The 12,357-nt window shown below is 61.2% G+C and carries 13 protein-coding genes; 7 read left to right on the top strand and 6 right to left on the bottom strand.

Going from position 1 to position 12,357, the window contains the following annotated elements:
* Positions 1 to 43: 43 nt before the first annotated feature.
* Positions 44 to 511, top strand: coding sequence for a hypothetical protein (locus tag N436_RS03535; protein WP_105945846.1), 468 nt, complete (start codon positions 44 to 46; stop codon positions 509 to 511).
* Positions 512 to 580: 69 nt separating this feature from the next.
* On the opposite strand, the gene N436_RS03540 is transcribed toward N436_RS03535, so the two are convergent.
* Both N436_RS03540 and N436_RS03550 read right to left on the bottom strand, forming a co-directional pair.
* Entirely contained in the window at positions 581 to 1,798 is a 1,218-nt protein-coding gene (locus N436_RS03540; RefSeq protein WP_016713748.1) for an argininosuccinate synthase, read from the bottom strand.
* 279 nt (positions 1,799 to 2,077) lie between these two features.
* The gene (locus tag N436_RS03550; RefSeq protein WP_110740444.1) at positions 2,078 to 3,004 is read right to left on the bottom strand and encodes an OmpA family protein; all 927 of its coding nucleotides are present in this window, start codon (positions 3,002 to 3,004) and stop codon (positions 2,078 to 2,080) included.
* Positions 3,005 to 3,134: 130 nt separating this feature from the next.
* Here N436_RS03550 and pyrC point away from each other — a divergent pair, with 130 nt between their 5' ends.
* Together pyrC and rnt are read left to right on the top strand one after the other, a co-directional pair.
* The gene (gene pyrC, locus N436_RS03555) at positions 3,135 to 4,181 is read left to right on the top strand and encodes a dihydroorotase (protein WP_016713746.1); all 1,047 of its coding nucleotides are present in this window, start codon (positions 3,135 to 3,137) and stop codon (positions 4,179 to 4,181) included.
* Positions 4,182 to 4,240: 59 nt separating this feature from the next.
* A complete protein-coding gene (gene rnt / locus N436_RS03560) occupies positions 4,241 to 4,852 on the top strand; it encodes a ribonuclease T (protein WP_225917480.1) in 612 nt (203 codons plus the stop codon).
* A gap of 84 nt (positions 4,853 to 4,936) precedes the next feature.
* Here rnt and N436_RS03565 read toward each other — a convergent pair whose 3' ends face one another.
* Entirely contained in the window at positions 4,937 to 5,539 is a 603-nt protein-coding gene (locus N436_RS03565; protein ID WP_012273884.1) for a peroxiredoxin, read from the bottom strand.
* A 224-nt stretch (positions 5,540 to 5,763) separates the two neighbouring features.
* On the opposite strand from N436_RS03565, the gene N436_RS03575 reads away from it, so the two are divergent.
* Positions 5,764 to 5,982: a bacterioferritin-associated ferredoxin gene (locus tag N436_RS03575; RefSeq protein ID WP_045185737.1), complete on the top strand. Its 219-nt coding sequence runs from the start codon at positions 5,764 to 5,766 to the stop codon at positions 5,980 to 5,982.
* A 201-nt stretch (positions 5,983 to 6,183) separates the two neighbouring features.
* Complete coding sequence (gene bfr / locus N436_RS03580; RefSeq protein ID WP_060497889.1) at positions 6,184 to 6,657, top strand: bacterioferritin; 474 nt, start codon at positions 6,184 to 6,186, stop codon at positions 6,655 to 6,657.
* A 57-nt stretch (positions 6,658 to 6,714) separates the two neighbouring features.
* Here the strand turns inward: bfr and grxD are convergent, their stop codons facing one another.
* Together grxD and N436_RS03590 are read right to left on the bottom strand one after the other, a co-directional pair.
* A complete protein-coding gene (gene grxD / locus N436_RS03585) occupies positions 6,715 to 7,050 on the bottom strand; it encodes a Grx4 family monothiol glutaredoxin (RefSeq protein WP_016713741.1) in 336 nt (111 codons plus the stop codon).
* A gap of 91 nt (positions 7,051 to 7,141) precedes the next feature.
* A complete protein-coding gene (locus N436_RS03590) occupies positions 7,142 to 9,250 on the bottom strand; it encodes a molybdopterin oxidoreductase family protein (protein ID WP_105945841.1) in 2,109 nt (702 codons plus the stop codon).
* A 374-nt stretch (positions 9,251 to 9,624) separates the two neighbouring features.
* Here N436_RS03590 and argF point away from each other — a divergent pair, with 374 nt between their 5' ends.
* Both argF and N436_RS03600 read left to right on the top strand, forming a co-directional pair.
* A complete protein-coding gene (gene argF / locus N436_RS03595; protein WP_105945840.1) occupies positions 9,625 to 10,545 on the top strand; it encodes an ornithine carbamoyltransferase in 921 nt (306 codons plus the stop codon).
* A complete protein-coding gene (locus N436_RS03600; RefSeq protein ID WP_105945839.1) occupies positions 10,542 to 11,651 on the top strand; it encodes an ABC transporter ATP-binding protein in 1,110 nt (369 codons plus the stop codon). The genes argF and N436_RS03600 overlap by 4 nt, the downstream gene beginning before the upstream one ends.
* Positions 11,652 to 11,787: 136 nt before the next feature.
* On the opposite strand, the gene ybaK is transcribed toward N436_RS03600, so the two are convergent.
* Positions 11,788 to 12,258 (bottom strand): Cys-tRNA(Pro) deacylase, encoded by a 471-nt coding sequence (ybaK, locus tag N436_RS03605; RefSeq protein WP_105945838.1) that lies wholly within the window; start codon positions 12,256 to 12,258, stop codon positions 11,788 to 11,790.
* Positions 12,259 to 12,357 lie beyond the last annotated feature (99 nt).

Below are 12,357 nucleotides of genomic sequence, written 5' to 3' on the forward strand. Positions count from 1 at the left end.
CGCAGTAAGGTAATGATGGGCAAAACCGCTGGAGATGGCCCACATGACCCAAGCACAACCTGTTGCCCCGCTGACGATCATTGCCATCTTCGCGGGGATTATCGAAGCCTCCGCCCTTGCCACACTGCCTTTTCTCAGCGAGTCCAGCCAAAAGCTCTACACCTGGTTCCTGGTAGGCTTTCCGTTCTTTCTGACGGCACTGTTTTTTCTCACGCTCAACTTCAATTACAAGTCGTTCTACAGCCCGCCACCAAACAAGATGGCACTCGACAAAACCCCAGCTGTGAACAGTGTCATCAGTGATGCTCCTGAGGCGGCGCAAGGCGAGCCTGTCACGTTCATGTTTTCCGGCCCCGACGCCTATCGCATGATGGAACAACAACTCCTGCATGCACTTGCCCAACCGCCCGTGCCGCCCCGAATATGGCGCTTTTGCAACCTGGAAAAACGTCAGTGTGCGCAGCTGTCGATCAGTGCACTTGAGGGCGATGTTGTGAGCCAACACAGTTGAATGCCTGACTTTTCTGCACGCAAAAAAAACCCCGGCTTAAGCCGGGGTTTTCATTGCACAAGCGCGCAATCAGAGCATCGAACGGCCCTTGTTGGCGGCAATGCGCATGCGCAGTGCGTTCAACTTGATGAAGCCTGCGGCATCGGCCTGGTTGTAGGCGCCGCCATCTTCCTCGAAGGTCGCGATGTTGGCATCGAACAGCGAATCGTCCGACTTGCGGCCAACCACGGTAACGTTGCCCTTGTACAGCTTCAGGCGCACGACACCGTTCACGTTGACCTGGGAAGCGTCGATCATCTGCTGCAGCATCAGACGCTCAGGGCTCCACCAGTAGCCGGTGTAGATCAGGCTGGCGTACTTCGGCATCAGCTCATCTTTCAGGTGAGCGACTTCGCGGTCCAGGGTGATCGACTCGATGGCACGGTGCGCCTTGAGCATGATGGTGCCGCCAGGGGTCTCGTAGCAACCACGCGACTTCATGCCGACGTAACGGTTTTCCACGATGTCGAGGCGGCCGATGCCGTTGGCACCACCGATACGGTTCAGGTCGGCCAGGACGGTGGCCGGGGTTTTCTCGACGCCGTCAATGGCAACGATGTCGCCGTTGCGGTAGGTCAGCTCGATGTAGGTCGCCTGGTCCGGGGCGTTCTCAGGCGAGACGCTCCAGCGCCACATGTCTTCTTCGTGCTCGGTCCAGGTATCTTCCAGGACACCGCCTTCGTAGGAGATGTGCAGCAGGTTGGCGTCCATCGAGTACGGCGACTTCTTCTTGCCGTGGCGCTCGATCGGGATGCCGTGCTTTTCGGCGTAGTCCATCAGCTTCTCGCGGGACAGCAGGTCCCACTCACGCCACGGGGCGATGACCTTGACGCCAGGCTTGAGGGCATAGGCACCCAGCTCGAAACGAACCTGGTCGTTGCCTTTACCGGTGGCGCCGTGGGAAATGGCGTCAGCACCGGTTTCGTTGGCGATTTCGATCAGGCGCTTGGCGATCAGCGGACGGGCGATGGAAGTACCCAGCAGGTACTCGCCTTCGTAGACGGTGTTGGCGCGGAACATCGGGAACACGAAATCACGCACGAACTCTTCGCGCAGGTCGTCGATGTAGATCTCTTTAACGCCCATTGCCTGAGCCTTGGCACGGGCCGGCTCGACCTCTTCGCCCTGACCCAGGTCAGCGGTGAAGGTCACCACTTCGCAGTTGTAGGTATCCTGCAGCCACTTGAGAATCACCGAAGTATCAAGGCCGCCGGAATACGCCAGTACGACCTTTTTTACGTCCGCCATGCCATCACTCCACGGGGTTGTACGGAAAGGGATCGATTCTAACGGCCTTGCAGATAAAATTACAGTGGGGCGACAGCTTCTGACGACAAAGCGACAGGAACTTTCGCAAGCGCGACGGCGCCGCCGAGTACGACGCCGAACCTGTGGGAGCGGGCATGCCCGCGAACACCGGCGCAGCCGGTGCCATCTACCGCGTCGCCTGCTTCGTGGGCTTGCCCGCTCCCACAGGGATTGCGCAGGCTCTCAACGTTTGAGGAGGCCGTACGAAAAGAATGCGGGTTACTTGACCGCTGGCGCAGGAGCCGTTGGCTCAGGGGCTTTTTCGGCAGGTTTCTCCACCGGCTTCTCAACCACCGTAACCCGATCCAGTTCGATATTCACTCGCCGGTTGCGCGCCCGGTTGGCAGGGCTGTTGTTTTTCGCCACCGGGTACTGCTCACCATGGAAGCGCACGATGATCTGCTCTTCCTTCAAGCCATGGGCCTTGAAGTAATCAGCCACCGACAATGCCCGACGGCGCGACAGGTCGCGGTTGGTCAGGCGGTTGCCGCTATTGTCCGAATGGCCGTCGAGCTCGATGTGGTTAACCGTCGGGTCGGCTTTCATGTAGTCAAGGATCAGGTCCAGACGCGCCTTGGCGGCTTCATCCAGTTCAATGCCGCCCCCCGGGAAGCCCACCTGGGTCTGACGCACCTGGTCGTAGTTCATCGCAAGCAGCTTGCCCGCGCAGGCCTGATAGTCGCTGTAAGCCTTGGCAAAGCTGACCGGCAACACCCGCACCTCCATCGGCCTGCCCGCCTCACCGGCATAGTTGCGCACCACCGTGCTGCGCCCGTCGAGCAGGCCATTGATCAGGCGGCTGGCCTGGCCTTGGGACGAGCTGAACAGCACACCGGTACGGGCCATGCGGACATTGCCCAGGTTGATGTCGCCGCGCCCGGGTTGCCATGGGGCCGCCGCCGCCAGCAGGCTGGCGGTGCCTGCACCCAGTACGTTGCTGTCCGAGCGCAACTGGAACACCGGCTGCTCACCCGCGCGGCGCACGAACTCACCACTGCCGAAACCTTCGATCGGCTGGATCAGGCGGCACTCGAACTGGTCACCCTCGACCTTCCAGGCAATGTTCTCCATGCGCGTCTGGAAAGTCAGTGCACCGGCCGGCAGGCTGGCGAACAGGGTCAACAGGGCTAGGTAACGCTGGCGCACGGGCGGCTCCACAAATTCTGACGGCTTACCTGCAGGCTATCGGACGCTGGCCGGAAAACTTGATAGCCGTGCTCGACCCAGGGTTTTCCGGTAGCATTGGGGCTTGAGTTCGACCCGCCTGGAATCCCCAATGTCCGATCGCCTGACCCTCCTGCGCCCCGACGACTGGCACATCCATCTGCGCGATGGTGCCGTCCTGCCCCACACCGTTGGCGACGTGGCGCGTACCTTCGCCCGTGCCATCATCATGCCAAACCTGGTTCCACCGGTGCGCAATGCCGCCGAGGCTGGCGCCTACCGTGAGCGCATCCTTGCCGCGCGCCCGGCCGGTAGCCGCTTCGAGCCGCTGATGGTGCTGTACCTCACCGACCGTACCAGCCCCGAGGACGTCCGCGCGGCCAAGGCCAGCGGCATCGTGTACGCTGCCAAACTGTACCCGGCCGGCGCCACCACCAACTCCGACTCGGGCGTGACCAGCATCGACAACATCTTCCCGGCCATCGAGGCACTGGCGGAAGTTGGCATGCCCCTGCTGGTGCATGGCGAAGTGACCCGTAGCGAAATCGACGTGTTCGACCGCGAGAAGCGCTTCATCGACGAGCACATGCGCCGTCTGGTCGAGCGCTTCCCTACGTTGAAAGTGGTGTTCGAACACATCACCACCGGCGATGCCGCGCAGTTCGTCACCGAGGCCCCGGCCAACGTTGGCGCGACCATCACCGCCCAGCACCTGCTGTACAACCGCAACCACATGCTGGTCGGCGGCATTCGCCCGCACTTCTACTGCCTGCCGATCCTCAAGCGCAACACCCACCAGGTGGCGCTGCTGGATGCGGCCACCAGCGGCAACCCGAAGTTCTTCCTCGGCACAGATTCGGCACCTCACGCCCGCCACGCCAAGGAAGCCGCCTGCGGTTGCGCCGGTTGCTACACCGCCTATGCGGCCATCGAAATGTACGCCGAAGCGTTCGAACAACGTAACGCACTGGACAAGCTGGAAGGCTTTGCCAGCCTGCACGGCCCGGCTTTCTATGGCCTGCCGGCAAACACCGACACCATTACCCTGGTCCGCGAAGAATGGACCGCCCCGGACAGCCTGCCGTTTGGCGAGCAGACGGTAATCCCGCTGCGCGCTGGTGAAAAACTGCGCTGGCGCCTGCTGGAGGACAACGCGTGAGCGAAGACCTCTACGAAGACGACCTGGACTCCCAGGGCAGCAGCGGTTCGCGCCACCCGATGGCCGAGCGCTTCCGTGGCTACCTGCCGGTCGTGGTGGATGTGGAAACCGGTGGTTTCAACAGCGCCACCGATGCCCTGCTGGAAATTGCCGCCGTCACCATCGGCATGGACGAGAAAGGCTTCCTGTTCCCCGAGCACACCTACTTCCACCGGGTGGAGCCGTTCGAGGGTGCCAATATCGAAGCCGCGGCGTTGGAGTTCACCGGTATCAAGCTGGACCACCCGCTGCGCATGGCCGTCAGCGAGGAAAGCGCGCTGACCGACATCTTCCGTGGCGTGCGCAAGGCGCTCAAGGCCAATGGCTGCAAGCGGGCGATCCTGGTCGGCCATAACAGCAGCTTCGACCTGGGCTTCCTGAATGCAGCGGTAGCGCGCAACGACCTGAAGCGTAACCCGTTCCACCCGTTCTCCAGCTTTGACACCGCTACGTTGGCGGGCCTGGCGTATGGCCAGACCGTACTGGCGCGCGCCTGCCAAAGTGCGGACATCGACTTCGACGGGCGTGAAGCGCACTCGGCGCGATACGACACCGAGAAGACGGCAGAGCTGTTCTGCGGCATCGTCAACCGCTGGAAAGAAATGGGCGGCTGGCGCGACTTCAACGATTGAGTTGATGCGAGGGGCGCTTCGCGCCCCAGAAGCCAGGCACAAAAAAACCGGCCACCAGGGCCGGTTTTTTCATGCACGCAGCAATTACAGCTTGCCGGCGTTCTCGCTCAGGTAGGCAGCAACGCCTTCTGGCGAAGCGTTCATGCCTTTGTCGCCTTTTTTCCAGTTGGCAGGGCAAACTTCGCCGTGCTCTTCGTGGAACTGCAGGGCGTCAACCAGGCGCAGCAGCTCGTCCATGTTACGGCCCAGTGGCAGGTCGTTGATGATCTGCGAACGGACAACACCGTTGGTGTCGATCAGGAAGGCGCCACGGAAAGCCACGCCGCCTTCGGACTCGACGTCGTAGGCTTTGCAGATTTCGTGGGTCATGTCGGCAGCCAGGGTGTACTTCACCTGGCCGATGCCGCCGTTGTTGACCGGGGTATTACGCCAGGCGTTGTGGGTGAAGTGCGAGTCGATCGACACGCCGATCACTTCTACGTTACGGGCCTGGAAGTCCGGGATGCGGTTGTCCAGGGCGATCAGCTCGGACGGGCAGACGAAGGTGAAGTCCAGCGGGTAGAAGAACACCAGGCCGTACTTGCCCTTGATGGCCGAAGCCAGGTTGAAGCTGTCGACGATCTCGCCATTGCCCAGCACGGCCGGAACGGTGAAATCGGGGGCTTTCTTACCAACGAGTACGCTCATTGTAATCTCCTGATGAGGGTGAAAAACCGTTTGCCGGGCCAGACGGGCTTGCCCGACATCCAACAAAGGCCGACCATCATACACGGCTTCTGATGACAGGCCGAATCCATCAGGCAGGCAACCGCCGGTCGCTCAAGCACGGCCCTTCCAGAAAGTCCTTTGACAAGCATTCTCATTAACATTAAGCTCCAACCCATCGACTCAACCCGCGATGGTCAGCCCTTATGTATGTGTGTCTTTGTGTCGGCGTTACCGACGGACAGATCCGCGATGCGATCTATGAAGGATGCTGCAGTTACAAGGAAGTGCGAGCCGCGACCAATGTCGCAAGCCAGTGTGGCAAATGCGCCTGCCTGGCCAAGCAGGTGGTCCGTGAGACCCTGACCGAGCTTCAGGTCAGCCAGGCAGCCCTGCCCTACCCCGTAGAATTTACCGCAGCCTGAAACCCCAGAATTCAAAGAACCGGACCCTGTGTCCGGTTTTTTTATGCCTGTAATTCAATAAGTTAGCGCCGCAACGCGGTTCACAAACATTCTTATTCCTATTAATTTTCACTTATTATTCAATAACTTAGGTTTGACACTCCTAAGTATCGGGCTCAAACTTCACTGTATTGGCACACTTCTACAGGGCAGGAACCCGCAATGAAAGGCGACGTAAGCGTCATCCAGCATCTCAACAAGATCCTCGGAAACGAGCTGGTCGCGATCAACCAGTACTTCCTGCACGCACGCATGTACGAAGATTGGGGCCTGAACAAACTCGGCAAGCTCGAGTACAAGGAATCCATCCACGCGATGAAAGACGCTGACAAACTGATCAAGCGTATTCTCTTCCTTGAAGGCATCCCGAACGTTCAGGACCTGGGCAAGCTGATGATCGGCGAGCACACCAAGGAAATGCTCGAGTGTGATCTGAAGCTCGAGAAGAAAGCCCTGGTAGACCTGAAGGCGGCCATTGCGCATTGCGAAACGGCTGGCGACTTCGGCTCGCGTGACATGCTTGAAGATATTCTCGAGTCCGAGGAAGAGCACATCGACTGGCTGGAAACCCAACTGGGTCTGATCGACAAGATCACTATCGAGAATTACCTGCAGTCGCAGATGGGCGAAGAGTAATTCTTCACCGCATAAAAAAACCCGCGATCCGCGGGTTTTTTTATGCTTGCCGGAAAATCAGGCTTCGGAAGCCTTGGCCTTGGCAGCCGCTTCCTTGATCAGGGTTTGCAACTCACCCTTCTCGAACATTTCCAGCATGATGTCGCTGCCGCCAACCAGCTCACCGGCTACCCACAGCTGTGGGAAGGTCGGCCAGTTGGCGTACTTTGGCAGGTTGGCGCGGATTTCCGGGTTCTGCAGGATGTCGACGTAGGCGAACTTCTCGCCACAACCCATCACAGCCTGCGATGCCTTGGCCGAGAACCCGCACTGCGGGGCATTCGGCGAGCCTTTCATGTAAAGCAGAATGGTGTTGTTGGCAATCTGCTCTTTGATCGTATCGATGATATCCATCTAGCACCTCAGCTGAACTTTCCGACGCGGTCGTCGGCACGGTGACGCATTGTAACGGAAAGCCGAGCGGCGTGCTCGGCCTTACCATTGCTCATGCGGCCTCTACCTGCACGGGCACGCCATTGAGTGCAGCGTTGCCGGAAACCGCGTCCCGAAAGCGCTCGTCGGTCAGGTCATTGGCACTCACGCCGGGTTGTGTCTGGGCGATCTGCATGTGTACGCCCTGGCGGCCATGGCCGAAGCCGTGGGGCAGGCTGACCACCCCCGGCATCATGTCTTCGCAGGCCTGCACCTCGATTTCCAGATCACCCGTACGCGAACGGATACGCACCCGCTGGCCGTCCTGCAGCTGCCGCTGCAGCAGGTCTTGCGGGTGCATCAACAACTGATGGCGTGGCTTGCCTTTCACCAGGCGATGGAAGTTGTGCATCCATGAATTGTTGCTGCGCACATGGCGGCGGCCGATCAGCAGCAGTTCACCCGGTGCAGGGGGCGCCAGTTGTGCGAGGCGACTCAGGTCGTCCAGCAATACCTGAGGTGCAGCGTCAACAGCCTTGCTGACCGTCGCCAGGCGTGCCGCGAGGTTCCTGCGTAAAGGCCCTAGATCAAGCCCGTGCGGGTGCTCATCCAGTGTTGCCAGGGATAACCGCCACGGTGTTGCGTCGCCATAGCGCCCTTTGCGCAAGGCCAGGTCGATCATCTGCGCGGGCGCCACGGTTGGTTTCAATTCAAGCTCGGCGCGCCTGGCGAATGCCCGCGCCAGGCCGACGAAGATTTCCCAGTCGTGCAGCGCCCCTTCCGGCTTGGCCAGGATCGCCCGATTGAAGCGGGTGACGTTGCGCACGGCCAGCAAATTGAAGGTGCTGTCGTAGTGGTCGTTTTCCAGCGCGCTGGTGGAAGGCAGGATCAGGTCGGCATGCCGGGTGGTTTCGTTGATGTAGAGGTCGATGCTGAGCATGAACTCAAGCCCCTCCAGCGCTGCATCCAGCTGGCGACCGTTAGGGGTGGATAGCACGGGGTTGCCGGCCACTGTCACCAGCGCGCGGACCTGCCCTTCGCCTGGTGTCAACATCTCTTCGGCAAGGGCCGCCACGGGCAACTCGCCACCGTACTCGGGCAAGCCCGATACCCGGCTTTGCCAGGCGTTGAAATGGCCACCCGAGGTGGTCGCCACCAGATCGACGGCAGGCTCCGTGCACAACGCGCCACCTTCACGATCGAGGTTGCCGGTCACCAGGTTGATCAGTTGCACCAGCCAATGGCAGAGGGTACCGAAGGCTTGGGTAGAGACACCCATGCGCCCATAACACACGGCCTTGCCTGCAGCGGCGAAATCCCGTGCCAGCTGGCGGATATCCGACGCGGCAATACCACAATGCACGCTCATGGCCTCGGCACTGAGCGGCGCGAGTGCTTCGCGCACTTGTTGCAGGCCGTTGACCGGCAAGTGCGAACCCTGCGCCAGGCCCTCTTCGAACAGGGTGTTGAGAAAGCCGCACAAAAAGGCCGCATCGCCACCCGGGCGAATGAACAGATGGGTATCGGCCATGGCCGCCGTCTCGCTGCGCCGCGGGTCTACCACTACCAGACGCCCTCCCCGCGCGCGCAAGGCCTTCAGGCGCTTCTCTACATCGGGCACGGTCATGATGCTGCCGTTGGAGGCCAGCGGATTGCCACCGAGAATCAGCATGAAGCCGGTCTGGTCGATATCCGGGATCGGCAGCAGCAGGCCATGGCCATACATGAGGTGGCTGACCAGATGTTGTGGCAACTGGTCCACCGAAGTGGCCGAGAAACGGTTGCGCGTCTTGAGCAGGCCAAGGAAGTAGTTGCTGTGGGTCATCAGGCCATAGTTGTGCACGCTCGGGTTACCCTGGTAAACCGCCACGGCATTGCGCCCGTGCGCCTGCTGGATCGCCCACAGCTTGTCGGCGGCCAGGGCAAAGGCCTCGTCCCAGCCAATGGCCTCCCAGCGCTCCCCCACCCGCTTGTGCGGCTGGCGCAGGCGGTCGGGGTCGTTCTGGATGTCTTGCAGGGCCACGGCCTTGGGGCAGACATGGCCGCGGCTGAACGGGTCCTCGGGGTCGCCTTTGATCGAGCTAATCAGCGCCCGCCCATCGTCTTCGTGGCTGACTTCGATGTTCAGCCCGCAGATCGCTTCGCACAGGTGACAGGCACGGTGGTGCAGGGTCTTGGTCATGGCCGCCTCTGCCTTGTTGTTGTCGAACAGTGACTATGCGCCCGGCCCCTCCCCCGGGCCAGCGCCCTTCGCCGTGTGAATCCACCGACATCAGGCGCACGATTCGCGACAGCCATTTGCCAAATTGCCAGCAAGCCGTGTACAACCCTGTGTAGTAAATAAAAAACAGCACCGGCCAGCGGGTAAAGACACCCTTTGCAACATCCTTTCGAATAGGCCGCTGTTTCCCCCCTTGGCTTGAGGCGACATTTACTTATAGTATTGCGCCTTTCCCTATTTCGTCCGCCCCGTGCGGCTTACGCCGCAGGTCACTCCCGTTGTCAAAAAAAACCATACGGTCGACCTGCATACCGTTGCAGATAAGGTAGTCAATCATGAGCGCTAGGCACTTTCTCTCCCTGCTGGACTTCACCACCGACGAATTGCTCGGGGTGATCCGCCGCGGCATCGAGCTGAAGGACCTGCGCAAGCGAGGCGTGCTGTTCGAGCCCCTGAAGAACCGCGTATTGGGCATGATCTTCGAGAAGTCCTCGACCCGCACCCGGGTGTCGTTCGAAGCCGGCATGATCCAGCTCGGTGGCCAGGCCATCTTCCTGTCGCCGCGCGATACCCAGCTGGGCCGTGGCGAGCCGATCGGCGACAGCGCCATCGTGCTGTCGAGCATGCTCGACGTGGTGATGATCCGTACCCACGCCCACAGCACCCTGACCGAATTCGCCGCCAAATCGCGCGTACCGGTCATCAACGGCCTGTCCGACGAGTCGCACCCGTGCCAGCTGCTGGCCGACATGCAGACCTTCCTGGAACACCGCGGCTCGATCCAGGGCAAGACCGTGACCTGGATCGGCGACGGTTTCAACATGTGCAACTCCTACATCGAAGCTGCCCGGCAGTTCGATTTCCAGCTGCGCATCGCCTGCCCCGAAGGCTACGAGCCGGATGAACGCTTCATGGCGCTGGGCGGTGACCGCGTGCAGATCATCCGTGACGCCAAGGAAGCCGTACGTGGCGCACACCTTGTGGTCACCGATGTCTGGACTTCCATGGGCCAGGAGGAGGAAACTGCACGGCGCCTGGCGCATTTCGCGCCTTACCAGGTCACCCGCGAACTGCTCGACCTGGCGGCACCCGATGTCCTCTTCATGCACTGCCTGCCCGCCCACCGTGGCGAGGAAATCAGCCAGGACCTGCTCGACGACCCTCGTTCGGTCGCCTGGGACGAGGCTGAAAACCGCCTGCATGCACAGAAGGCGCTTCTCGAATTCCTTGTAGAACCGGCTTACCACCACGCATGAGTCAACCCCTACTGCTCAACCTGCGCAACCTCGCCTGCGGCTATGGCGACCAGCGCATCGTCCAGAACCTCAACCTGCACCTGAACGCAGGCGACATCGGTTGCCTGCTGGGTTCATCCGGTTGTGGCAAAACCACCACCCTGCGCGCCATTGCCGGCTTCGAGCCGGTGCATGACGGTGAAATCCAGCTGGCCGGCGACGTCATTTCCCGCGCCGGCTTCACCCTGGCCCCGGAAAAACGCCGCATCGGCATGGTGTTCCAGGACTACGCGCTGTTCCCGCACCTGACCGTGGCGCAGAACATTGCGTTTGGCATCGCCAAGCACCCACGCCAGGCCGCCGTCATCGAAGAGATGCTCGAACTGGTCAAGCTGGGCGGCCTGGGCGGGCGTTATCCGCATGAGCTGTCTGGTGGCCAGCAGCAACGGGTTGCTTTGGCCCGTGCACTGGCGCCAGAGCCGCAGTTGCTGCTGCTCGACGAACCGTTCTCCAACCTTGACGTGGAGCTGCGTCGGCGCCTTAGCCACGAGGTTCGCGACATTCTCAAAAGCCGCGGCACCAGCGCCATCCTGGTGACCCATGACCAGGAAGAAGCGTTCGCCGTCAGCGATCAGGTGGGCGTGTTCAAGGAAGGCCGCCTGGAGCAGTGGGACACGCCCTACAACCTTTACCACGAGCCACAGACACCATTCGTGGCCAGCTTCATCGGCCAGGGGTACTTCATCCGGGGGCAGATGAGCAGCCACGAGGCGGTCAATACCGAACTGGGTGAACTGCGCGGTAACCGCGCCTACACCATGGCGCCAGGCAGCTCGGTGGATGTGCTGCTGCGACCGGACGATATCGTGTATGCGCCGGACAGCCCGCTGAGGGCGGCTATCGTGGGCAAGAGCTTCCTGGGGGCGTCGACCTTGTATCGCCTGCAACTGCCGACCGGCAGCCAGCTGGAAGCGATTTTCCCCAGCCATGTCGACCATCAGGTGGGTGGGGATGTGGGGATTGCGGTGAAGGCCGATCACCTGGTGCTGTTCCCGGTGCCGGGCAGTGTGGCGGCGCAATTGCCTCGGCAGGAGAATGGCGTACGTCGGTACAGTTCGGCGACCTGACTTCAGATCCTTGGGGCCGCTTTGCGGCCCATCGCCGGCAAGCCAGCTCCCACCTCGACCGCATCGACCTGAAACTCTGCGCAATTCCTGTGGGAGCTGGCTTGCCGGCGATGGGCTGCAAAGCAGCCCCAAAATCTCAACCCCGACCGATTCCGGCAAACTTGCCTTGGGTATGCTCGGCAAGTACAACTGCAGCCAATTCCACCTCCAGCCCACGCCGCCCGGCGCTAACATGGATCGTTGCAAAGTTTTGCGCTGAATCATCAATGAACGTCCGCAGACGTTTCTTCTGCCCCAAGGGGCTGATCCCACCCACCAGGTAACCCGTAGCCCGCTGCGCCGCCGCAGGGTCGGCCATTTCGCACTTCTTCACCCCCGCAGCATGGGCCAGGGCCTTCAGGTCCAAAGTACCCACCACAGGCACTACTGCCACCAACAGCTCCCCCTTCTCGCTGCTCGCCAGCAAGGTCTTGAACACCTGCTGCGGGTCGAGCCCAAGCTTTTCCGCCGCCTCCAGGCCGTAAGACGCCGACTTGGGGTCATGCTCATAACTGTGCACGCGGTGCTCGGCACGGTGCTTCTTCAACAGGTCTAGGGCGGGGGTCATGCAGGGGCTCCGGTCTTGGACGGCTCGGCGGCTACTTTAGGACAATTCCCACATCCCAGCCAGCGCACCGCAATTGGGCGCCTCTAGCACGGGGATCCG

Origin of the sequence: Pseudomonas sp. RV120224-01b (genome assembly GCF_003208145.1) — a bacterium.
Classification (GTDB): Bacteria; Pseudomonadota; Gammaproteobacteria; order Pseudomonadales; family Pseudomonadaceae; genus Aquipseudomonas; species Aquipseudomonas monteilii.